This is a genomic window from Photorhabdus asymbiotica, from assembly GCF_003634575.1.
Taxonomy (GTDB): Bacteria; Pseudomonadota; Gammaproteobacteria; order Enterobacterales; family Enterobacteriaceae; genus Photorhabdus; species Photorhabdus asymbiotica.
The window spans coordinates 414,521-436,418 of the sequence record NZ_RBLJ01000001.1 but is presented as its reverse complement, the minus strand read 5'-3'; the positions used below and the strand labels follow the sequence as shown (position 1 = coordinate 436,418).

Annotated in this window: 24 protein-coding genes; 9 read left to right on the top strand and 15 right to left on the bottom strand. The window is 40.7% G+C overall.

The features are described 5' to 3' along the window. Positions 1-153: 153 nt before the first annotated feature. The gene (gene punC, locus BDD30_RS01815; RefSeq protein ID WP_071823704.1) at positions 154-1,434 is read right to left on the bottom strand and encodes a purine nucleoside transporter PunC; all 1,281 of its coding nucleotides are present in this window, start codon (positions 1,432-1,434) and stop codon (positions 154-156) included. Between the two features lie 75 nt (positions 1,435-1,509). On the opposite strand from punC, the gene punR reads away from it, so the two are divergent. Next, on the top strand, positions 1,510-2,418 hold the full coding sequence (gene punR, locus BDD30_RS01810; protein WP_015834063.1) for a DNA-binding transcriptional activator PunR: 909 nt from the start codon (positions 1,510-1,512) through the stop codon (positions 2,416-2,418). Between the two features lie 13 nt (positions 2,419-2,431). On the opposite strand, the gene purR is transcribed toward punR, so the two are convergent. The 3 genes from purR to BDD30_RS23360 all read right to left on the bottom strand — a co-directional run bounded on the left by purR (position 2,432) and on the right by BDD30_RS23360 (position 4,761). Beyond that, complete coding sequence (gene purR, locus BDD30_RS01805; RefSeq protein WP_015834064.1) at positions 2,432-3,457, bottom strand: HTH-type transcriptional repressor PurR; 1,026 nt, start codon at positions 3,455-3,457, stop codon at positions 2,432-2,434. A gap of 483 nt (positions 3,458-3,940) precedes the next feature. Continuing rightward, on the bottom strand, positions 3,941-4,519 hold the full coding sequence (gene sodB / locus BDD30_RS01800; protein WP_015834065.1) for a superoxide dismutase [Fe]: 579 nt from the start codon (positions 4,517-4,519) through the stop codon (positions 3,941-3,943). An 89-nt stretch (positions 4,520-4,608) separates the two neighbouring features. Further along, positions 4,609-4,761 carry a hypothetical protein gene (locus BDD30_RS23360; protein WP_170152934.1) on the bottom strand — a complete coding sequence of 51 codons (153 nt, stop codon included), beginning with the start codon at positions 4,759-4,761 and terminating at the stop codon, positions 4,609-4,611. A 279-nt stretch (positions 4,762-5,040) separates the two neighbouring features. Between BDD30_RS23360 and BDD30_RS01795 the strand changes: the two genes are divergently transcribed. Beyond that, complete coding sequence (locus tag BDD30_RS01795; RefSeq protein WP_015834067.1) at positions 5,041-5,388, top strand: Grx4 family monothiol glutaredoxin; 348 nt, start codon at positions 5,041-5,043, stop codon at positions 5,386-5,388. Between the two features lie 330 nt (positions 5,389-5,718). On the opposite strand, the gene rnt is transcribed toward BDD30_RS01795, so the two are convergent. Next, on the bottom strand, positions 5,719-6,372 hold the full coding sequence (gene rnt, locus BDD30_RS01790; RefSeq protein ID WP_015834068.1) for a ribonuclease T: 654 nt from the start codon (positions 6,370-6,372) through the stop codon (positions 5,719-5,721). Continuing rightward, entirely contained in the window at positions 6,372-6,785 is a 414-nt protein-coding gene (gene gloA / locus BDD30_RS01785) for a lactoylglutathione lyase (protein ID WP_015834069.1), read from the bottom strand. Before gloA ends, rnt begins: the two co-directional genes overlap by 1 nt. 172 nt (positions 6,786-6,957) lie before the next feature. Between gloA and BDD30_RS01780 the strand changes: the two genes are divergently transcribed. Both BDD30_RS01780 and slyA read left to right on the top strand, forming a co-directional pair. Further along, on the top strand, positions 6,958-7,197 hold the full coding sequence (locus tag BDD30_RS01780; protein ID WP_041381803.1) for a DUF1289 domain-containing protein: 240 nt from the start codon (positions 6,958-6,960) through the stop codon (positions 7,195-7,197). A gap of 558 nt (positions 7,198-7,755) precedes the next feature. Then, complete coding sequence (gene slyA / locus BDD30_RS01775; RefSeq protein ID WP_015834071.1) at positions 7,756-8,187, top strand: transcriptional regulator SlyA; 432 nt, start codon at positions 7,756-7,758, stop codon at positions 8,185-8,187. An 87-nt stretch (positions 8,188-8,274) separates the two neighbouring features. Here slyA and BDD30_RS01770 read toward each other — a convergent pair whose 3' ends face one another. Further along, positions 8,275-8,745 (bottom strand): outer membrane lipoprotein, encoded by a 471-nt coding sequence (locus BDD30_RS01770; RefSeq protein ID WP_015834072.1) that lies wholly within the window; start codon positions 8,743-8,745, stop codon positions 8,275-8,277. 350 nt (positions 8,746-9,095) lie between these two features. Here BDD30_RS01770 and anmK point away from each other — a divergent pair, with 350 nt between their 5' ends. From anmK to pdxY, 5 genes are all read left to right on the top strand, one after another. Continuing rightward, complete coding sequence (anmK, locus tag BDD30_RS01765; protein ID WP_041382785.1) at positions 9,096-10,208, top strand: anhydro-N-acetylmuramic acid kinase; 1,113 nt, start codon at positions 9,096-9,098, stop codon at positions 10,206-10,208. Between the two features lie 47 nt (positions 10,209-10,255). Further along, positions 10,256-10,909 carry a pyridoxamine 5'-phosphate oxidase gene (gene pdxH / locus BDD30_RS01760; protein WP_015834074.1) on the top strand — a complete coding sequence of 218 codons (654 nt, stop codon included), beginning with the start codon at positions 10,256-10,258 and terminating at the stop codon, positions 10,907-10,909. Between the two features lie 99 nt (positions 10,910-11,008). Next, positions 11,009-11,155, top strand: coding sequence for a hypothetical protein (locus BDD30_RS23355; protein WP_170152933.1), 147 nt, complete (start codon positions 11,009-11,011; stop codon positions 11,153-11,155). After that, positions 11,148-12,422, top strand: coding sequence for a tyrosine--tRNA ligase (gene tyrS / locus BDD30_RS01755; protein ID WP_015834075.1), 1,275 nt, complete (start codon positions 11,148-11,150; stop codon positions 12,420-12,422). The genes BDD30_RS23355 and tyrS overlap by 8 nt, the downstream gene beginning before the upstream one ends. A gap of 94 nt (positions 12,423-12,516) precedes the next feature. After that, positions 12,517-13,380 carry a pyridoxal kinase PdxY gene (gene pdxY / locus BDD30_RS01750; protein WP_015834076.1) on the top strand — a complete coding sequence of 288 codons (864 nt, stop codon included), beginning with the start codon at positions 12,517-12,519 and terminating at the stop codon, positions 13,378-13,380. 55 nt (positions 13,381-13,435) lie between these two features. Here pdxY and gstA read toward each other — a convergent pair whose 3' ends face one another. The 8 genes from gstA to sapA all read right to left on the bottom strand — a co-directional run bounded on the left by gstA (position 13,436) and on the right by sapA (position 21,835). Next, positions 13,436-14,041, bottom strand: coding sequence for a glutathione transferase GstA (gene gstA / locus BDD30_RS01745; protein WP_015834077.1), 606 nt, complete (start codon positions 14,039-14,041; stop codon positions 13,436-13,438). A 341-nt stretch (positions 14,042-14,382) separates the two neighbouring features. Further along, complete coding sequence (locus tag BDD30_RS01740) at positions 14,383-15,141, bottom strand: hypothetical protein (RefSeq protein WP_015834078.1); 759 nt, start codon at positions 15,139-15,141, stop codon at positions 14,383-14,385. Between the two features lie 413 nt (positions 15,142-15,554). Next, on the bottom strand, positions 15,555-16,343 hold the full coding sequence (fabI, locus tag BDD30_RS01735) for an enoyl-ACP reductase FabI (RefSeq protein ID WP_015834079.1): 789 nt from the start codon (positions 16,341-16,343) through the stop codon (positions 15,555-15,557). 186 nt (positions 16,344-16,529) lie between these two features. After that, positions 16,530-17,339, bottom strand: a complete 810-nt coding sequence (sapF, locus tag BDD30_RS01730) for a putrescine export ABC transporter ATP-binding protein SapF (RefSeq protein WP_015834080.1) — start codon at positions 17,337-17,339, stop codon at positions 16,530-16,532. A gap of 2 nt (positions 17,340-17,341) precedes the next feature. Further along, the gene (gene sapD, locus BDD30_RS01725; RefSeq protein ID WP_015834081.1) at positions 17,342-18,331 is read right to left on the bottom strand and encodes a putrescine export ABC transporter ATP-binding protein SapD; all 990 of its coding nucleotides are present in this window, start codon (positions 18,329-18,331) and stop codon (positions 17,342-17,344) included. Then, positions 18,332-19,222, bottom strand: a complete 891-nt coding sequence (gene sapC / locus BDD30_RS01720; protein WP_015834082.1) for a putrescine export ABC transporter permease SapC — start codon at positions 19,220-19,222, stop codon at positions 18,332-18,334. Then, positions 19,209-20,174 (bottom strand): putrescine export ABC transporter permease SapB, encoded by a 966-nt coding sequence (sapB, locus tag BDD30_RS01715; protein WP_015834083.1) that lies wholly within the window; start codon positions 20,172-20,174, stop codon positions 19,209-19,211. Before sapB ends, sapC begins: the two co-directional genes overlap by 14 nt. Continuing rightward, a complete protein-coding gene (sapA, locus tag BDD30_RS01710) occupies positions 20,171-21,835 on the bottom strand; it encodes an ABC transporter substrate-binding protein SapA (protein WP_015834084.1) in 1,665 nt (554 codons plus the stop codon). The genes sapB and sapA overlap by 4 nt, the downstream gene beginning before the upstream one ends. Between the last annotated feature and the right edge of the window lie 63 nt (positions 21,836-21,898).

Sequence of the window (21,898 nt, the reverse complement as noted above, 5' to 3'; positions counted from 1 at the left end):
CAACCATTGCTCCTGAAAACCTCAAATTCCAGATTATTAGAATAAGGAATTGATATGAGTATAAAGGCGTAAAATTGTTTCATCAATTAATAAATAAAGACCGTAATTAATTGAATATTAACAGTCTTTATTTAATTAACACTTTGATTAATATTAGGAATTCTGCTCAGCAGCTTGCATACAACTGTCAGGTTTTTTTTTCCACTGTATAAAATATCCTAATGACATTAGCACAATGGTAGAAGCCATGACGGCTGTGGTTGATACCAATGGGTTGCCGATAAGTGGATTGTCGATAAATGCTGAGACAACCAGACTGGCAATAAAACAAAGTCCTAATTGAAGTGTATTTTGCAATGCGGCTGCTTTTCCACTGTCTTGTGGGTAAGCGGATAAAGCATTTGCTACTGCTATTGGATATGAAGCACCATTCATTACCGCCATAAAACAGAAAGGTATCAGAATTGTGGGCAGAGAGGGGGAACTGAATTTTGCGATTAAATACAGTGTAATCATACTGACAGCATAACCAGCTAATAGATAAGGGAAGACAATCTCGCTTTTTATTTTAGTTAAAATACTGCGGCACCCGTAACCTCCGATCATAAAGGCCAATGTTTGTGGTATGTAACTCAGACCTATGTCATTCGGGTTATATCCCATTTCACTAAGAATAACAGGAGAGCCTGTTAACCAGGCAAAAAAACCAGCGCTGCATGATGCATATATTAGAACATTGCCACTGAAGATCGGTGATCTGAGTAATGTAAAGAAAGATACATTAGTCTGTGCTTGAGCCTGATTCTTTCTACAATTTTCTTGCAGGAATAAAGTTGGTAACAGCAGCAGGAGTGAGATTGCCATTAATACCAGAAAGATTATGCGCCAGCCGCCATGTTGTAACAGCCACGCTCCCATCAAAGGCGCCAGAGCGGGAGAAAGGGCAACCAGAGGCATAATCGTTGCAAAAACGCGTTTGGTGCGATTGCTCTCATAACGATCAATAACGAGTGCTTGCCATGAGACGGCCGCTGAACAAACACCTACAGCTTGAATAAAACGCAACACTAAAAGTTGAGAGGCGTCTGTTATCCAAATCATACCCAGACAGCCAATAGAAAACATTGATAATCCTATAATGATAATCGGCTTTCTTCCAAAGCGATCGGAAAGGGGCCCCCATAAAAGCTGAGCAAAGGCAAAACCGGCAAGAAAGATGCTTAAGCTGGCACTGATTGCTCCAGCCGATGTACTTAGCTCTTGTTGCATTGAGCTGAAAGCCGGCAGATACATATCGATAGCCAGATAACCTAGCATACTCAAGCCTGCAAGGTAGAACATGAACTGACTTGAGTTTTTCATTTGATTACTCTCTTTAGGTGTCATGATAGAAATAACTTGCTGTGATAGGTAGATAAAAACACTTGTACCTATTCTATATGCCGTGATTTTTACTTGTGAAACGGTAATATTTGCATAATGCTGTGAAAAAAATTGAAAGGTAAAATTATGTGGTCAGAATATTCACTTGAAGTCGTGGACGCTGTTGCTAGAACAGGAAGTTTTAGTGCTGCTGCATCAGAACTTCATCGTGTTCCTTCTGCTGTCAGTTATACCGTAAGGCAACTAGAAGAATGGCTTGCAGTTCCGCTGTTTGAGCGTCGCCATCGGGATGTGGAATTAACGGAGGCTGGCAGTATTTTCATTAAAGAAGCTCGTTCTGTTATCAAAAAGATGATTGACACTCGCCATCAGTGTCAACAGGTTGCAAATGGTTGGAGAGGGCAATTCCATATTGCCATTGACAGGGTGGTTAAACCAGAACGTAGTCGTCAACTTATTCTTGATTTTTATCACCATTTTCCTGATGTGGAACTGTTTATTCATCAGGAAGTGTTTAATGGCGTGTGGGATGCATTGGTGGATGGCCGGGTTGATGTTGCAATTGGTGCAACCCGGGTTGCACCTGTAGGGGCAAGATTCAGTTTCAGAGATATGGGATTTATGCCTTGGCTCTGTGTAGTCAGTGCTGGTCATGCTCTTACTCAGTTGACTGCTCCACTGTCTGATAATCAAATGCGACCTTATCCAAGTTTGTGTCTTGAAGATACTTCCCGCAATTTACCGAAGCGTGACACTTGGACGTTGGATAATCAGCGCAGATTGGTGGTCCCTGATTGGGAATCTGGCCTGGATTGTCTGAATGAAGGGTTATGTGTGGGGATGGTACCAAAGCACAGGGCAATGCCGCTTATCCGACAGAAAAAGTTGGAGGCGTTAGAATTGGTGCAGCCTTTGCCAGATAGCCCGTGCTGCCTGACATGGGCGCAAAATAGCCATTCTCCAGCATTAAGTTGGTTACTCGACTATCTTGGCGATAGCGAAACACTTAATGCTGAATGGCTTCAGGAGGAGTGAGGAATAAGCCAAATTAACGACGATAGTCGATAAATGGGCCATCTGCGACGGAACGGCGCTCAACCAGACGTGGATGTACTTCAATGGTTTGTGCATCTTCACGTTTATTGATTATTCTGTCCAGTAACATGGAAAATGCCATCTGCCCCAGACGCTCTTTGGGCTGATGAATAGTTGTCAATGCGGGCGAAAAATAACGGGCGTTGCGTACATTATCATAACCGATCACTGAAATATCCTGTGGGACTCGTAACCCTAATTCATCAGCCGCACAAATAGCGCCCATTGCCATAACATCACCACCACAGAAAACCGCAGTTGGACGTTGTTTTTGATTTAGAATCTGATGCATGGCTTTATAGCCCGATTCAGGCTCAAAATCTCCCTGAACAACCCATTCGTCTCTGATTGGGATGCAGGCTTCTTTTAATGCTTTCAAGAATCCTTGATGGCGGCCACCACCGGTATTTCGTGCCAGGGGACCAGGGATTGCACCAATATCACGATGGCCTCGCTCAATAAGATAACGGCCAGCTAAATAACCGCCGTGGAATGCATTATCGATAATAGTATCAGTGAAATCACTTCTGGCTTGTCCCCAATCCATGACGACCATCGGAATATTGCGATAATCTTCCAGCATGCCTAACAGCTGTTCTGGATATTCTGAACACATAATCAGTAAACCATCCACGCGTTTTTGTGCCAGCATGGCTAAATAGGCTTTCTGCTTATCAATATTGTTGTGTGAGTTACATAAAATCAGCGTATAGCCTTTGCTGTAACAACTGTTTTCAACGGCTTCAATGACTTCAGCAAAATAGGGGGCTTCACTGGAGGTTGCCAATAATCCGATCGATTTGGTGTGGTTAACCTTCAGACTGCGAGCAACAGCGCTGGGGGAATAATTCAGTTCTTTAATCGCAGCCCAAACCGCGGCCTTGGTATCTTCGGCGACAAAACGGGTTTTATTAATAACATGGGATACGGTAGTGGTTGATACGCTAGCGTGTTTAGCCACATCTTTGATCGTTGCCATGAGATGAAAGACTCCTGACCTTTTGGTCTAAATTTGTAAATCTTTGTGAATCGTTTGCCAATATCTTTGATATATAGGGAACGTGGCAATTATTTATCGATAAACTTCGAATTTTGTCTGATCTGGCTCAAAAGTGAAAGCAATAATCAATGTTATAAAATGTGTAGTAATCGCTATTTTATGCTTTTTCCTTTCTATAAGGATGATTAGACATACCAATGTAAGGGTTTTTGGTGGCTATAAACTTTTATTTTGAGGAGGCTCTATGGATACCGATTTGAAACTTGGTTTATTAACCGCTGTGAGTACGTTAGTGATGATTGCCATTTTAGCTGCTCTTTGCTTGATTTTTGCATGATATTTTTAATTGATTAAGTGGTTGGAAGATTGGGATTTATGTTAACAGAAAACAGGGCAGATGGCTTGGAGGGAGTATCTGCCCTGAATGTTAGAATGGATAGTAATTAGTTGAATGAATAGCTATTAAGCCAGGTTTTCTTCAACGAATTTCCAGTTAACCAATGCCCAGAAACTTTCCAAATATTTAGGGCGTGCATTACGATAATCGATGTAATATGCGTGTTCCCAAACATCAACGGTCAATATTGGTTTATCAGAAGAAGCCAGGGGAGGGGCTGCATTAGACGTATTCACGATAGCCAGGCTACCATCAGTTTTCTTAACCAGCCAAGTCCAGCCAGAACCAAAATTTTTCACTGCTGCGTCAGTAAACTGCTGTTTGAATTCTGTAAAAGAACCGAATGATTTACTAATAGCCTCAGCGATTTTACCTGTTGGTTCTCCGCCACCATTTGGAGACAGGCAATGCCAGTAAAAAGTGTGATTCCAGACTTGAGCTGCATTATTGAAAATGCCACCTTCAGAAGTTCTTATAATTTCTTCCAGAGACTTCTCGGCAAATTCGGTGTCTTTAATCAGATTGTTCAGATTTACAACATAAGCATTATGGTGTTTACCATAGTGGTATTCCAGTGTTTCTGCGGAAATATGAGGTTCTAACGCATCTTTAGCGTAAGGCAGAGTTGGTAATTCAAAAGACATTGCGTACTCCTTTTCATTTCGGGTTTTATACCCTTACATCTTTCAAGTTGCTGCTTTGTTGGCTGTTTTCACTCACTCCAGTCACATAGTTATCTATACCCGTTATCTTTCAAGTTGCCTCTTTGTTGGCTGCACTCACTCACCCCGGTTACATAGTTATCTATGCTCCCGGGGATTCGCTCCCTTGCCGTCTCGATGCATCTTGAAATCCATTGGGTATATGCTCCTGGGGATGCGTTCACTTGCCGCCGCGCTGCAACTCGAAATCTATTAGGTATAGCTCTGCAAATTATGCATTCAGTAGGACAAAGCATGGTGAAGAGCAAATGTAAGCTAATTATTGTATGGCTATTTTGTTAATTATCTTAACAAGTTCTACGATAAATAACAGAGAAAAGATGCCATTTGCTCTTGGATAAGAGAATATCAGGATGCATATTGGTGAAAGAAAATGGTATTCTCCGCCAATATATTGTGACGATGTTGGCTATCAGCATACTGTTGGTTTAAAGGAAATAAAAATGACGACTATTGAGAAGATTGAGCGCCAAATTAACGAGAACCCAATTCTGCTGTATATGAAAGGTTCTCCTAAATTACCAAGTTGCGGTTTTTCTGCGCAGGCGGTTCAGGCTTTATCTGCATGTGGTGAACGTTTTGCTTATGTTGATATTTTGCAAAATCCAGATATTCGCGCCGAATTGCCAAAATATGCTAACTGGCCAACTTTTCCTCAGCTTTGGGTAGAGGGCGAGTTGGTAGGTGGATGCGATATTATAATTGAAATGTTTCAGCGCGGTGAGTTACAAACATTAATTAAAGAAGCGGCTGATAAATACCGTTCTCAGGACGAAAACATCGTAGAGTAGTTATTCAATTATACCCAATAGATTTCAAGATGCATCGCGACGGCAAGGGAGCGAATCCCCGGGAGCATAGATAACTATGTAACCGGGGTGAGTGAGTGCAGCCAACAAAGAGGCAACTTGAAAGATAACAGGTATAAATACAAACTATATATGTTATCTCCCCATATTTTTATATATGGGGAGATTATTATCTTCTTAAATTACATTTAATTATATTAATCATATAGTTAACTGTAATTCTGTGGTTTGTAATTAGGTTATAGCGGTAAGAACATGGGTGATATTCCCGATGCTCATCAAATTAAATAAGTTTGGTCCATTGGCACTTAATCAGGTATTTTCCTCTACTGCTGCTGCTAATGGCCAGCCACCAAGTCGTTTCCAACGGTTAACCATTTCACAGAATAATTCGGCAGTACGATTAGTATCGTATAAGGCACTGTGAGCCTGATTATTGTCGAAAGAAACCCCCGCAGTGATGCAGGCTTTTGCCAGAATCGTTTGCCCTAAAACCAAACCACCTAAAGCCGCTGTATCAAAAGTTGCAAATGGGTGAAATGGGTTCCGTTTTAGCCTAGCTCGTTCCGCAGCAGCCATAACAAAACCGTGATCAAAATTAGCATTGTGAGCCACTATAATTGCCCGATTACAGTGGCTATTTTTTATCCCTTTACGAACCATTTTAAAAATAGCATGCAAAGCTTCGTATTCACTTACTGCTCCACGTAGCGGATTTGATGGATCAATTCCAGTAAATTCTAGGGCTGCTGGTTCAAGATTAGCCCCTTCAAATGGTTCAATATGGAAATGAAGTGATTCGTCAGGCGTTATCCAGCCTTCATCATCCATCTTCAGTGTTATAGCAGCAATTTCAAGTAATGCATCTGTTTTGGCGTTAAAGCCGCCAGTTTCAACATCAATGACTACAGGATAATAACCTCGAAAACGTCCACTAAGGGCGTTTGGCTCTTTTTTGTCAGACATCAGATTGAGTTACCCAGAGCATTGCTGGCATTTTTGTTTTCGATAAGTTCGATTTTGTAGCCATCGGGATCTTCAACGAAAGCAATGATAGTTGTTCCGCCTTTTACCGGGCCAGCCTCACGGGTAATATTTCCACCAGCTTTGCGAATACACTCGCAAGTTGCTGCGACATCATCAACACCTAATGCTACGTGACCAAATGCATTTCCTATCTCATAACTGTCAACTCCCCAGTTATAAGTTAACTCAATCACTGCCCCCTCACTTTCATCAGCATAGCCAACGAAGGCGAGTGAGTACTTATATTCTGCATTTTCACTGACGCGCAGCAGGCGCATTCCTAAAACCTCAGTATAAAAATCAATGGAACGTTGTAAATCACCAACGCGGATCATGGTATGGAGTAAACGCATAATTACCTCTAATTTAATGGTTTTTATTTTATTTTTGTGCGGAACTCCGCACAAAAACTACTAACTATAACGTGTCTTACGGTTACAGTTCAATTTATCCATAATTATAATTTATTCTTATTTGGGTTTATAATTAAACATAGTATATAAAATGTATAGGGAAGGGGATGTGATGGCTGAGCAACTAGAGTTTTTTGCTATTCCTAGCCCTTGCCGAGGAATTTGTCAGGCTAATGAACGGGGATTTTGCTTGGGGTGTTATCGTAGCCGGGAAGAAAGGTTTAATTGGATGAAAATGACGGATGAGCAAAAGCGCCAAGTATTGAGACTTTGTCGGCAAAGATATTTACGTACATTGAGAGTGTCCAATCAGCCAGATGAAGAAAAACCTGAACAGCCATCACTATTTTAATTAACGATTCTTTGAGGTTATTAGGATTAACAATTCAATGATTTACTTATATAGGGTTATATTTTTGGCGAAGTTATAAATGTTCTACTATAATTTGGCGTATTTTGTTTGTTATTTTCTTATTTATTGCTTAGCAGAAAATTCATTGTTCTTATTTTGATTGTCTGTATAACATCATGTTTCAAATGAAATTTTTAGTTTGATTGTGTGACAAATGTAAAATAAAAACAATATTAATGCAAAAATAGATAGATTAGCATTTAGATGACAGCTATCCTTATAGTACTTGGAATAAAGTATTGAATGATATTTATTGATTCCTATTTGTTTGTATTCATAGTTATGATGGTTTTTATGGTTAAGGTATTGTATGTTGATTGTTTTACTTTGGATTTAATTTAAGTTTTGTTGTTCTTGGTTATAGTTACCTGAATTAGTTAGTTATTAAGAATTTGCTGTGATTACATAGAAGTTATATATACTTTTTAAGGCTAGTTAGCCTGATTTAGAAAAATTTGGCTGTTATGTTTAGTAGGCTAGTTATTTAAGGAGGGACAATTGGAATCGACATTGGGATCAGATCTGGCACGGTTAGTCCGTATTTGGCGCGCTTTAATTGACTACCGTTTAAAGCCATTGGAATTAACTCAGACTCATTGGGTAACGTTATACAATATTAGCCGGTTACCACAGGAACAATCTCAGATACAGTTGGCGAAAGCTATCGGTATTGAGCAACCATCTTTGGTAAGGACATTAGATCAGCTTGAGGAGAAAAGGCTCATCACTAGGCACACTTGTGCTAATGATCGTCGAGCTAAAAGAATCAAGCTAACTGAAGACTCTGCGTCTGTTATTAGGGAGCTAGATGGTGTTATTGAATCCACAAGAAATGAGATCCTGGAAGGTATTACACGAGAGGAACTTGCTTTTCTTTCCACTTTAGTTCAGAGATTAGAGCAAAATATTATCCAATTACAGAGTAGATAGTAATTATGGTATTTATGAAGTGCTAACCAAATGAAAGAAGACCGCGACTTGAAATACTAAGTCACGGTTTTCTTATTGATTTTTGATTTATTGTCGAGGGGAAACGGTAATATTGCTGCCTTGGCCTGCGATTCTTACACGTTGACCTTTACTGAAGACTGTTTTGCCTTGTTTTTGAACGACAATGATACTTTCACCGCTGTCCCGACGTATCTCCAACTCTACACCTTTAGTTGTGTTGAGTGAGCCTTGAATATTTTGACCTGCAACACCGCCAGCAATCGCACCAGCAGCTGTTGCCAATGTGTTGCCACTCCCTCCCCCAATAGTATTACCAACCAAACCACCAAGAACGGCTCCACCAATCGCACCTAATACGTTCTCATCACTGCCTGCCTGAATGTTGACAGGGCGAACGGAAACAATAGTACCGTAAGAAACAGTTTGAACCTGTTTAGCTTGCCCGGCAGTATATGTATCTCCAGAAAGGGAATCGGTATTAACACAGCCTGATAATGAAGCGACTGCGACCGCGCTAACTAAGAAATGCTTCAACATAGTAACTCCTAATTTCGATGCCTGACTGCGGAAATCTGATAGCTGATGGGCAACCAGGCTAACAACCGGCATTGGCAACAAGTAGTAAAAAATTTATTTGAGTAGAATATCAGTACATTAGCAATCTAGTACTCAATATATATTAAACGTCAATAGAGATTTTTAAAAGAAATAGCTGTTAATGAAAAATTCAGCATTTTTTGTGAAGTTGTTTCCAAAACTCAGGTTTTATTCCTTATGTTTGTCTATTAACCATATACAGCTAAAACCACCGCGCTTTATAGTTATTAACTGACATGGTTTCTGATTTTATCAAGACAGATTATAAGCAGGAAGGCAAAATAATGGTTATGAAGTCGGGTCGCTATATTGGTGTAATGTCTGGTACAAGTCTGGATGGGGTTGATGTGGTACTTGCAGCAATTAATGATAAAGTGGTTGCTCAGCAAGCCAGTTATTCACATTTGTTCCCACATGAATTGAAGCAAAAAATTCTTGCAGTTTGCCAGGGACAGCAAACGACATTATCTGCAATAGGCCGGTTAGATTATGAACTGGGCTCTTTATTCGCTGAAGCGATACAAGGTTTACTAGATAAAACGGGATTAACTGCTAGCGATATCACCGCGGTGGGGTGCCATGGTCAGACTGTTTGGCATGAGCCAGATAGTCATACTCCGTTTACCATGCAACTCGGTGATAATAACCGTATCGCGGCTTTAACTGGGATTACGACTATTGGTGATTTTCGGCGGCGAGATATGGCGTATGGTGGGCAGGGCGCACCGTTAGTCCCGGCGTTTCATTTTGCTGTATTAGGTCATCCGACAGAACGAAGGATAATCCTCAATATTGGTGGCATTGCTAACATAACGACTTTATTGCCAGGGTCATTGGTCAAAGGGTATGACACAGGTCCGGGGAATATGTTGATGGATAGCTGGGTATGGCGTCATCAGAAAAAACCTTATGATAAAGATGCTCAATGGGCACGAGAAGGTGTCGTGAATAGCAGCTTACTTAGGCAAATGCTTTCTGATAATTACTTTTCACGACCGGCCCCTAAGAGTACCGGTCGTGAATATTTCAATATGAGTTGGCTGGAGGCGCAATTAGTTAACTTTCCGGATCTATCCCCTGTTGATGTTCAGGCAACACTGGCTGAGCTGACTGCGGTGTCTGTGTCACAGCAAATCATGTTGAGTGGTGGATGTGAGCGTCTGTTGGTTTGTGGTGGTGGTGTTCATAACCCACTGATAATGGGTCGACTTTCTGCATTATTGCCGGGAACAGAAGTGTGTCCGACAGATAAATATGGCCTTAGTGGTGATGATATGGAAGCATTGGCATTTGCTTGGTTGGCATTCCGTACAATGTCAGGGGCTCCAGGGAATTTACCTTCTGTTACTGGTGCTAACGCTGAAACTATTTTAGGTGCAATTTATCCTGTTACTAATCAGTGACAATGATAAGCTGTCGGTATTTAATGGGTGATAAGCAGAGTTGCATAATGTCAGAGCATAATGAATTCGATGTTGCAGAATTACGCCGAGAATATATTCGTGGTGGGTTAAGGCGTAAGGATTTGACCAAAGAACCTATTGAACTTTTTGAACGTTGGCTTAAGCAGGCATGTGAAGCCAAACTCAGTGATCCAACTGCAATGTGTATCGCAACGGTAGATGAGCATGGTCAACCGTATCAACGTATTGTTTTATTGAAGCATTTTGATGCGAATGGATTAGTTTTTTATACAAATTTAGGCAGTCGGAAAGCAAAACATTTGGCTCAGAATAACAAAATTAGCCTTCATTTCCCTTGGTATCCTTTGGAAAGACAAGTTTCTTTCCTTGGTAAAGCTGAACGCCTTTCTTCTGTTGAAGTGGTGAAATATTTCCATAGCCGCCCTAAAAATAGCCAGATTGCTGCATGGGCCTCACAACAATCTTCTCGTATTTCCACGCGAGGTATTTTAGAAGGAAAATTTCTCGAACTGAAGCAGAAATTCCTGAATGGTGAGGTTCCTTTGCCGAGTTTCTGGGGGGGATTCAGAGTGACTTTTGATTCTGTTGAGTTCTGGCAAGGCGGTGCAAATCGGTTGCATGATCGGTTTATTTATCAACGAGAAGGTGATGGTTGGTGTATTGACAGGCTTGCACCATAAATCGTGGATTATCATTTTTAATACTGGCACTTATAGTAGTGGCGTTTTATGCTATACCACGCTTTTTTAACTAGCGATTTATACCCTATGGATTTCAAGATGCATCACGACGGCAAAGGAGTGAATCCCCGGGAGCATAGCGAACTATGTGACCGGGGTGAGTGCAGCCAACAAAGCAGCAACTTGAAGGATGAAGGGTATATACAACAGATAAATACACAAACCGATGGAGTCATTAATGTCTAGCAATAACCTGATAAAACAACTGCAAGAGCGGGGCCTCATTGCCCAGGTGACGGATGAGAATGCGTTAGCAGAGAGACTGGCGCAAGGCCCTGTTTCTCTCTATTGCGGCTTCGATCCGACCGCCGATAGCTTGCATTTGGGGCATCTGGTTCCTTTGCTGTGTTTAAAACGATTCCAGCTAGCTGGGCATAAACCTGTGGCGTTGGTTGGGGGAGCCACGGGTTTGATTGGTGATCCAAGTTTTAAAGCCACTGAGCGTAAATTAAATACTGCGGATACTGTTAAAGAGTGGGTAGAAAAGATCCGCAGACAAGTTTCACCTTTCTTGGATTTTGATTGTGGTGATAACAGTGCCAAAACAGCTAATAATTATGACTGGTTTGGCGGCATGGATGTTTTGACTTTCTTGCGTGATATTGGCAAGCATTTCTCAGTTAACCAGATGATTAACAAAGAAGCGGTTAAACAGCGTTTGAACCGTGATGATGTTGGTATTTCTTTCACTGAGTTTTCTTATAACCTGCTGCAATCATATGATTTTGTTCGTTTGAATGAAGAACATGGTGTTGAGTTGCAGATTGGTGGTTCTGACCAGTGGGGGAATATTACTTCTGGTATTGATTTAACCCGTCGTATCAACCAGAAACAAGTGTTTGGTATGACCGTTCCGCTGATCACTAAGTCTGATGGTACTAAATTTGGCAAAACCGAAGGTGGCGCTGTTTGGCTAGATCCGAAAAAAACTAGCCCATATAAGTTCTATCAATTCTGGATCAACACTGCGGATGCGGATGTTTATCGTTTCCTGAAATTCTTTACCTTTATGAGTCTTGAAGATATTAATGCTTTGGAAGAAGCAGATAAAAATAGCGGTAAAGCTCCTCGTGCCCAGTATGTACTGGCAGAACAAGTCACCGGGATGGTGCATGGTGAAGAAGGGTTATCAGCCGCTAAGCGTATTACAGAAAGCTTATTCTCCGGTACTGTCGCTGATTTGACCGAAGCTGATTTTGCTCAACTGGCACAGGATGGTATGCCGGTAATCGAGTTGGAAAGAGGGGCAGATTTACAACAAGCTTTGGTTAATGCAGGGTTAGTACCTTCCCGTGGGCAAGCTCGTACTATGATTAGTTCTAACGCAGTAGCAATTAACGGTGAAAAACAATCTGAGCCTGAATATGTGTTTACTGACAGTAACTTCTTGTTTGGTCGTTACACATTATTGCGTCGTGGCAAAAAACATGATTGTTTGATCTGTTGGAAGTAATTGATATTACATGATGGGCAACGATAACGTTGCCCTTTCTTACCATGACTCTTATTTTGCAAATAGAAGCCAGAATAAAATATAGGCCACCATTGTGAAAAATATCCTTTCAATTCAATCTCATGTTGTTTTTGGGCACGCTGGTAACAGCGCTGCCGAATTCCCTATGCGTCGGATGGGAATAAATGTCTGGCCGTTGAATACCGTACAGTTTTCAAATCATACCCAATATCCACAATGGAAGGGGTGTGTTATGCCAGCTAACCATCTTACAGAAGTCGTTCAGGGCATTGAAGAAATTGAACAGCTAAAATCTTGTAATGCGGTACTGAGTGGATACATTGGTTCTGCGGAGCAGGGGGAACATATCATTGATATCGTGAAGCGGGTAAAAGCGGTTAATCCTGATGCTTGGTATTTTTGTGATCCCGTTATGGGGCATCCGGAGAAAGGTTGTATTGTTGTTCCGGGGGTTGCTGAATTTTTGTGTGAAAAGGCTCTCCCTGTGAGTGATATCATTGCGCCAAATTTACTGGAGCTTGAAACACTCAGTATGCAGCGAGTGACTAATGTAGAGCAGGCAGTTGCAGCTGCTCGCACTCTGTGCGAAAAAGGGCCGGATATCGTAATGGTTAAGCACCTTAATCGTGCTGGTTACCGAGCTGATTGTTTTGAAATGTTATTGGTGACCCAAGAACATAGCTGGCATGTTAGTCGGCCTTTGGTGGATTTTGGTGAGCACCAGCCTGTTGGAGTTGGTGATTTAACCAGTGGTTTGTTATTGGTTAATCTATTAAAAGGTGAGTCTTTACAGACGGCTTTTGAGCATGTTACTGCTGCGGTTTATGAAGTGATGATAACAACCAAAGATATGGATGAATATGAGTTACAGATTGTAGCTGCTCAAGACAGAATGGTAGCACCTGACCATAAATTCTGTGCGACACAACTGGATTGATATCATTAACCGTTCCACTGGTATCGTGTGTGGAACGGTTTGTATTATCTGTAAATCAAATTAATCCTTCAGCTTTTAATGCATCACGAACATTCGGACGTTCTGCAATTCTTTCCCGATAGGCTTTAAGATGTAACAGATTGGATAGATCCACGTTAACCAAAGGTGCCCAATTACTGACAGTAAATAAATAGGCGTCAGCAACAGTAAAATGATTTCCGGCAATATAGGGCTGTTTTGCTAATACTTTATCCACATGAGTGAATTTTTTCAGTAATTGATTAATAACAATTGGGAAATAATTTTCTGGTGTTCCTGGTAAAAACAGTGGTGAGAATCCTTTGTGAATTTCACTGGAAATAAAGCTAAGCCATTCAAGTTGATGATATCGTTCCATAGTTCCGGCTGGTGCAATCAGTTGTCTGTCCGGCTTCTGGTCTGCAATATATTGAACGATAACTGATCCTTCAGTAAGTATCTCATTGTTGTCTAGCAGGAGAGTTGGTACTTGGCCTTTAGGGTTAACTGCGAGAAAATCGTCGCCGTTCTCCATTTTTTTGGTTTTCAAATCAACTTTAACAATGCTGAAATCAAATCCCGCTTCGCGAAGTACGATGTGAGGAGATAAGGAACAAGCTCCGGGTTGGTAATACAGTTTCATGTGTCGCTCCTTAAAAATTTCCGATACGATAATAGATATTAGGACAAAGGAACTTAGTAAGGCATTTGTCATGGCCCTAATATATATTACCATGACATAGGAGAATATGTTATACCCAATAAATTTCGAGTTGCATCGCGACGGCAAGGGAGCGAATCCCCGGGAGCATAGATAACTCTGTGACCGGGGTGAGTGCAGCCAACAAAGAGGCATTTTGGATGGAATTGCTTATCCAAAACTACCAAATATTTTGTTTCATATCACATATTTTACAACTATTTCTGTTATACTGAATGAATAATAGAGGCTGTTGATAATTTCAGAAATTAATCTTATATTGGCTATAAAATAATTAATATGTTATTTTTGCTGAATGATTTATAATCGTAGTAAAATAAATTGAATTTGTTTGTGAAATCATTAAAAATAACCATGCATTTTTTATAGTCCCTTGTGAAAATATCCTTTTTATTTTCTTTATAAAAACTCTCAATTAATTTAATATAAGCTTCCTTAATTATTTTAATTTGCTTATTAAGCCTATTTGTTGAATTATTTATGTTTTCAAAACTAAATGAAACATCAGGTATATTTAAAGTGATTTCCTCTATCAATGAAGAAAATTTATGTATTTGTTTTTTATCCTCTCCATTAGGAGTATTCTTTAATAATTGTTGTATTTTTATGTGGGTTTTTATTGCGAAACTTTTCATTCGGTCAAATTCATCTTTAGTTATTTCAAAGAATTGTGGTAATTTTAAGATAAAATCATTCACCTTGTTGAAATCTGATTTGATTTCTTTCAATATGTGATCTACCTTGGCAATATAACCATGACCTAAATACCCACAGCTAAGTGATCCTAGATAATTTGTTGTTTTGTTTATATTTTTAATAATTCTATCGATATCTTGTTCATCGAAATTATATGCATGTTCATAGTTTTCCAGCGCTGATGGCCAGCCAGATAGTGACTTACTAAATTCATGCCAAAAGGCTGTAATTTCTTGTGATGGGTCATGATTTCTCAGACATTCTGGCAATTTTATATTGGTAATTGATTTAAACATATTGGATATAATTAAAAAGTCATTTTTCATTTTATGCACCTTGCTAGAATAATAAAAATTATTAAATTTTAACAAGCATGGAATATAATATCTGAGTAAAAAGATTAAAATGATAATAAAGATGAAATATTTTATTGCTTTGCCATTTATTTTATAAAAATTAAGTTTTTGATTATATTAAAGGACAGATTGCTGATTAGTGCAAGGAATAGAGATGATATTTTTTATTTCAGTAAAAACAATTATTAGGTTATATCATTTAACTATTTAATTACAAAGGATTTAATTATTTTCCTTAAATGGTTTCTGATATTTTAATTTAAGATTAAATTTTATCTATTCGAGACGATTTAATTAAGTGATTAATTTATTTTTTTATTTATAATAAAAAGGCCAGAAAAGTGGTTTTTTCGGGCCTTATAAATTAAAAATCAATGATGAGATTATTGCAATTCCAGTTCATTCATTGTTGCAATGCTAAAGCCGCCGTCAACATGCAGAATTTCACCGGTAATACCACCGGACAAATCTGAGCACAGGAATGCCGCAGCGTTACCAACATCTTCAGTTGTTACAGTGCGGCGAATTGGGTTGACGGATTCACAGTGAGCCAGCATCTTACGGAAATCTTTGATACCGGAAGCGGCTAAAGTACGGATAGGGCCAGCAGAAATACCGTTGACACGAATACCTTCAATACCCATAGCGTTAGCCATATAACGAACATTAGCTTCTAGGGAAGCTTTTGCTAGGCCCATGACGTTATAGTTAGGGATTGAACGTTCTGCTCCTAGATAGGAGAGTGTCAGTAAAGCAGAATTTGGGTTCAGCATTTCACGGCAAGTCTTTGCCAGAGCAACAAAGCTGTAAGAACTGACATCGTGCGCGATTTGAAAGCCTTCGCGGGTAACTGTATCCACATAATTACCATCCAGTTGATCAGCAGGTGCAAAACCAATGGAGTGAACAAAACCATCGAATTTTGGCCAGACTTTGCCTAACTCAGTGAACAGGGCTTCAATGCTTTCATCTTCAGTCACATCGCAAGGCAAAGCAATAGTAGAATTTAGAGATTCAGCGAATTCTTCTACACGAGATTTCAACTTATCATTTTGATAAGTGAAAGCCAGCTCAGCGCCTTGGTCATGCATTGTTTTTGCAATACCATAAGCGATGGAAAGCTTACTGGCGACGCCAGTGATCAGAATGCGCTTACCGGTCATAAAGCCCATAACAGTATCCTTAAATGTGATAACGTCGTAATGATATTAATGAACTAAAATTGCTCATAGAAACAATATCAATATGACGTTCTATTGTTAACAAACCTAGTGATTCTATCACGCTGGAGAGAAATATGCTGTATTTTGCATTCTGCTCCGAGCAGTAATTATTGTTTTGTATATCCTAAGGCTATCCTAAGACATATTCTGTCGCCAGACATCAGCGGTGAGTGGTTCACCGAAATGGCTGGCGATCAGACGGCGGGTTATATCATGTAGAGGAGATGCCAACACTTCCGCTGTATTTCCCCGCTCAACAACTTCTCCCTGATGCATTACCAGTACTTGGTCACTGATATGTTTCATCATTCCAAGGTGTTGGGTAACATAGAGATAAGAGATGCCTTGTTTCTCCTGTAGCTCCAACATTAAATTAATTATTTGGGAACGCATAGACATATCGAGTGATGCAAGTGCTTCATCAGCGATAATAATCTGAGGTTGTAAGATCAAGGCACGTGCCAGTGCTACCCGCTGTTTCTGGCCTGAGGCTAACATATGTGGATAATAATTGGCGTGGTCCGGTAATAGGCCAACTTGCCGCAATGTTTGGTTAATTCGTTTTTCTCGCTCCGCAGTATTTAGCTCTGTATTAAGTAGAAGAGGGATATCAAGGATTTGTCCAATACGTTGACGAGGGTTTAATGATGTACTTGGGTCCTGAAATATCATGCGAATGCGTTGACTGCGATAACTGTAATCGCCGTAAGTGAGTTTATGACCTTCGATTATAATTTCGCCGGAGGTGGGTTCCATGACACCTGAAAGCATTTTTGCCAATGTTGATTTCCCAGAGCCATTTTCACCAATAATCGCCAGTGTCTGTTTTGTTTTTAAGGTAAAGCTGACAGGTTTCACTGCATCAAGATGTTGACGATGAAAAAATCCGGTCCGATAGCGGAAAGTTTTAGCTAAGTTCCTGACGTCTAACAGAGTATCTGCCATCATTATTCCTCCAAATTCAATGGAAAATGGCAGGCAAAAGCATGGTTTTTAATTACCCGTAATCGTGGGGTTTCAATACAGGTTTTTTGTGCGTAAGGGCAACGTGGACCTAAACGGCAGCCGACTGGCAAATGCTCAAGGGATGGAATAGCGCCTGGCAAGGTATTTAGCCTGCTTTTATGGGGTAAAGGGCTGCCAAAATCAGGAATAGCGCGGTTCAACGCTTGTGTATAGGGATGGTGTGGTGTCACTAATAATTCATCGGGAGCGGCGCTTTCGACAGTTTGGCCACAATATAAAACATTAATACGATCCACCAGTTTGCTCATTATTTGCAAATCATGGCTTATTAATAGAATGGTGGTGTTATTGTTCTGGTTCAATTTTGCTAACAGACGGAAAATCTGAGCTTGAGTGGTCGGTTCCATCGCATTCGTTGGTTCATCTGCAATCAGCAGGCGTGGTTGGTTAGCTAATGCAATAGCAATCATTACTTTCTGGCATTCCCCTTCGGTTAATTCGTAAGGGAAACTACTCATAATATCTTTGTGATCTTTGATTCCCACGCGATGAAGTAGTTCGATTGCTCGACGTTTACGCCAGTTGAAACATTGCCACCAGCGGCCTTTGTAAGTCCAGCGAGGAATTGCTTGAATGAGTTGTTGACCAATATTTTCAGAAGGATCAAGACAAGATTGTGGTTCCTGAAAAATCATTGAGATATTGTGACCGATAACTTTTCGGCGTTGCCGTGGAGTCAGGCGAAGCAGATCAATATCATTGAAGCGGAAGCGGTCAGCCGTCACTTTGAGATTGTCTTTAGTGACTCCGCTTATCGCTTTGGCAATCAGGCTCTTGCCGGAGCCTGATTCGCCAACCAAGCCGCGTATTTCACCTTCTATCAGTGAAATACTAACGCGATCAACGGCTTTAACTGGCCCTTTAGCAGTCATAAATTCAATCGTGAGGTTGCGAATATCAAGTAATGGCATTTATTCCACCCCGGAATTAATTGCACGGTGTAATCCATCACCGAGCAAGTTTATTAACAATACACTTATCATTATTGCTGCGCCGGGCAGCATAACAGTCCAGGGAGCAACATAGATGAGTTCCAGTGAATCTCCCAACATAGCACCCCATTCAGGGGAAGGTAGCTGAGCACCAAGATCGAGAAAACCGAGTGAAGCGATATCGAGTATGGCAATAGAAAGGGCGCGAGTGAGCTCGTTAACCAATATTGCGGTAATATTCGGTAATACGGCATACCATAGGATGTGATAATTGGATGCGCCATCCAGACGTGCCGCAATGACATATTCTTTATCCAACTCATCATGAACCGCACTGTAAACAGTGCGCACTATACGCGGTAATAGTGCTAGCCAAATAGCGATTATTGCGTGTTGTAAGCTGGCACCAACAAAAGCGACGACAATAATTGCTAGCAATAATGACGGGATAGAAAGTAACGTGTCAAGGATATGATTAAGCACGGCGGATTTCAATCCTCGTGTCATACCTGCGAGGCAACCGATGATTAGGCCGCATAAGGCTGCCGCTACAGTTACCAACAGTGCTGAACCGAATGTAGATGCAGTACCTATCAATAATCGACTGAGAATGTCTCGCCCAAGATCATCAGTACCCAAAAAGAATGCGATATTACCGTGATGTGACCACGAAGGTGGCAGTAGCTGATGACCAAGAAATTGTTGATCAAGCTCATAGGGAGCCAGATAATTACCAAGTAGGCTTAAGGCAATAAGAATAAGTACCCCATAAAAACCTGTCATTGCTAGTGTATCAGAATAGAAAAAACGCCAGATGACCTTTATCGGAGACGGCATTTTCTTTTCACGATAAAAGTTATCTAAGGGCATACCATTCCTTATGCTTCAGAGGGGTGGTTATTGCGCCAATAATATCAGACAACACATTGACAGAAATAACCAGTGTACCAACAACCATAACACCTGCCGAGATGGTGGAATAATCCTGCTGGCGAATTGCGCTGACCAGCCAGTGGCCGAGTCCCGGCCAGTTAAATACCAATTCTGTCATCATAGCTAATGTCAGCATGGTAGAAAATTGTAATCCCAGTTTTGGGATGATGGGAGGCAATGCATTATGTAGTACATGACGACGGATAATGGTCAGCCTTGATAAACCACGGGTTGCGGCAGCTTTAATATAATTTTCCCCAAAAACTTCTTCGGTACTGTTTCTCATTAGCCGGATAACTTCTGTTGTTGGTGCAACCGCGAGGGTAATAACTGGCAAGAGTAGATGTTGAATAGCATTAATAATCATCTCATTGCGATAGGGTGATTTTGATAACCAGGCATCAATTAATGAGAAACCTGTCACAGGATCAATCTGATATAGCAAATCAAAGCGACCGGAAACCGGTAGCCAGCCAAGATAAAGGGAAAAAAACAAGGTCAGCAATAGCGCTAGCCAAAAAATTGGAATAGAAAACCCGATTAAAGCAATGGAGATGATAACAGTATCGGCTGTTTTATTACGCCATACTCCGGCGATAATACCTAGCGGGATACCGGCCAGTAACGCGGCAGAGAAAGCTAGAATGCAAAGCTCCATTGTAGCAGGAAATACTTCCCATAGTTGTTCGCTGATGAGTTCACCATTGATGCTGGATACACCAAAATCCCATAGTAATAAGCTATGGAAATAGAATGTATAAGCATCAAATAGGGATGCACCGCTAAGTGGTGCATTGGGGGTAAAGTAACTGAGGCTAAAGCTAATCAGCGATAGGAAAAATAGTGTAATAATCAGTAGCAACAGACGACGGAGAGTATAAATAATCATTTACCGTCCTTTTGAGCAATATGATCGATTTCTTTTTCTCGGTAAACACCGGCAAAAGAGGTATTACCAAATGGGCTAAGTATTAGCCCCTTAATATCATGGCGATAAGCCTGTAAGCGTAGGGAATAAGCTAATGGTAAGACAGGTAATTGTTGTTCAAGAATTTTTTGAGCGTCATGGTAATACTTAATCCGGGATAATAATTGCTGGTTAATCAAAGCATGCTGCAAAATCTTATCAAATGTTGGGTTACACCAATGGCTGAAATTTGTCTGTGAGGCGATAGCAGCACAGCTTAACAATGGTCGGAAAAAACTGTCTGGGTCATTACTGTCAGTAGACCAGCCTGACAATGTCATATCATGAGATTTATCCATCAGTTTGGTTTCCTGAAAGCGGCCCTCAACGGGTTTGATGCTCATTATAATACCAACCTGTGCTAAGTCAGCTTGAATCAGTTCTGCCATTTTTAGTGGGCTTGGATTATAAGACTGAGAAGCAGTGGGTACCCATAAGCTTAGTTTCATTCCACTCAAGCCAAGATCATTCAGCATCTTACGGGATTTTTCCGGGTTGTATTCTGTAATCTCAGCTTGATTATCATAAGCCCATGATGCCCGTGGTAAAATTGAGGCAGCTGTTTCTGCTGTTCCATAATAGATGGATTGCATCAGCCGTTGGTTATTAATTGCGTAAGCAATAGCTTGTCGAACTTGCAATTGATCAAGTGGTGGCTTACTGGTATTAAAAGCAAGATAGGCGATATTCATTCCGGAACGCAAAGTGAGGCGCAGACGGGGATCATCTCGTAAAATCTTGAGTTGGCTGGCTGCGGGATAAGCCAAAACATCACATTCACCAGTCAAAAGTTTAGACATCCGGCCTGTACCGCCAGCGCCGACATCAATAACTATTTGCTGCATTTGTGGTTTGCCTTTCCAGTAGTTATCATGGCGAACCAGGCGGATAAATTGCCTGGTTTGATAGTTTTTTAGCATAAACGGGCCTGTGCCGACAGGCTTCCAGTCAATTTGTTCATGACGGTTCATTTCGTGTAATTGCTGCCCATATTCTTGAGAAAGTACAGGAGCGTAATGGGTTGCTAAATGCCAAAGAAAAGAGGCGTCTGGTTCATTCAGGCGAAACTCCACCGTATATTCATTAATTTTACGGATGCTTTGAATGGAATCAGCAAGCTGGAGACTGTCAAAATAGGGATAATTTCCACCATTGACATAGTGGTAATAGTGTTGCTTATCAAATAAACGTTTAAAGCTGAAGATAACATCGTCAGCATTCATTTTACGGGTTGGAGTGAACCAATCTGTTGACTGAAATGAGACGTTATGGCGCAAATGAAAACGGTAGGTGGCGCCATTATCAAGAGTTTCCCAACGGGAAGCTAATTCAGGGAGTAGACGGTAAGTATAAGGATCGACATCTAGTAGACGCTCATAAAGTTGGGCGGCCAGGGTATCGACTGTTAAACCGCTACTGGTCAGTTGAGGGTTAAAAGTATTTAGGTTGCCATTAACGCAATAAACAAACCCCTGTTGCCGAATATCAGCTGGAACACGAGGCTTTTTTTCAGACGTAGTCATTGTTGTTGCAATAGCTGGAGTTGAAAGGACTAATATGATCCAATAAATCAAATTGCGCATATAAAGCATCTGTTATTATTTAGAATTGACATATTGTATCTCAATTAGCGATTGAGCCAAGAA

What these genes read in the sequence shown, in the direction of transcription:
- punR (WP_015834063.1), top strand. Translation starts at nt 1,510, where the DNA reads ATGTGGTCAGAATATTCACTTGAAGTCGTGGACGCTGTTGCTAGAACA.
- purR (WP_015834064.1), bottom strand. Translation starts at nt 3,457, where the DNA reads ATGGCAACGATCAAAGATGTGGCTAAACACGCTAGCGTATCAACCACT.
- sodB (WP_015834065.1), bottom strand. Translation starts at nt 4,519, where the DNA reads ATGTCTTTTGAATTACCAACTCTGCCTTACGCTAAAGATGCGTTAGAA.
- BDD30_RS01795 (WP_015834067.1), top strand. Translation starts at nt 5,041, where the DNA reads ATGACGACTATTGAGAAGATTGAGCGCCAAATTAACGAGAACCCAATT.
- rnt (WP_015834068.1), bottom strand. Translation starts at nt 6,372, where the DNA reads ATGTCTGACAAAAAAGAGCCAAACGCCCTTAGTGGACGTTTTCGAGGT.
- gloA (WP_015834069.1), bottom strand. Translation starts at nt 6,785, where the DNA reads ATGCGTTTACTCCATACCATGATCCGCGTTGGTGATTTACAACGTTCC.
- BDD30_RS01780 (WP_041381803.1), top strand. Translation starts at nt 6,958, where the DNA reads ATGGCTGAGCAACTAGAGTTTTTTGCTATTCCTAGCCCTTGCCGAGGA.
- BDD30_RS01770 (WP_015834072.1), bottom strand. Translation starts at nt 8,745, where the DNA reads ATGTTGAAGCATTTCTTAGTTAGCGCGGTCGCAGTCGCTTCATTATCA.
- anmK (WP_041382785.1), top strand. Translation starts at nt 9,096, where the DNA reads ATGAAGTCGGGTCGCTATATTGGTGTAATGTCTGGTACAAGTCTGGAT.
- pdxH (WP_015834074.1), top strand. Translation starts at nt 10,256, where the DNA reads ATGTCAGAGCATAATGAATTCGATGTTGCAGAATTACGCCGAGAATAT.
- BDD30_RS23355 (WP_170152933.1), top strand. Translation starts at nt 11,009, where the DNA reads ATGCATCACGACGGCAAAGGAGTGAATCCCCGGGAGCATAGCGAACTA.
- tyrS (WP_015834075.1), top strand. Translation starts at nt 11,148, where the DNA reads ATGTCTAGCAATAACCTGATAAAACAACTGCAAGAGCGGGGCCTCATT.
- gstA (WP_015834077.1), bottom strand. Translation starts at nt 14,041, where the DNA reads ATGAAACTGTATTACCAACCCGGAGCTTGTTCCTTATCTCCTCACATC.
- BDD30_RS01740 (WP_015834078.1), bottom strand. Translation starts at nt 15,141, where the DNA reads ATGAAAAATGACTTTTTAATTATATCCAATATGTTTAAATCAATTACC.
- fabI (WP_015834079.1), bottom strand. Translation starts at nt 16,343, where the DNA reads ATGGGCTTTATGACCGGTAAGCGCATTCTGATCACTGGCGTCGCCAGT.
- sapF (WP_015834080.1), bottom strand. Translation starts at nt 17,339, where the DNA reads ATGGCAGATACTCTGTTAGACGTCAGGAACTTAGCTAAAACTTTCCGC.
- sapD (WP_015834081.1), bottom strand. Translation starts at nt 18,331, where the DNA reads ATGCCATTACTTGATATTCGCAACCTCACGATTGAATTTATGACTGCT.
- sapC (WP_015834082.1), bottom strand. Translation starts at nt 19,222, where the DNA reads ATGCCCTTAGATAACTTTTATCGTGAAAAGAAAATGCCGTCTCCGATA.
- sapB (WP_015834083.1), bottom strand. Translation starts at nt 20,174, where the DNA reads ATGATTATTTATACTCTCCGTCGTCTGTTGCTACTGATTATTACACTA.
- sapA (WP_015834084.1), bottom strand. Translation starts at nt 21,835, where the DNA reads ATGCGCAATTTGATTTATTGGATCATATTAGTCCTTTCAACTCCAGCT.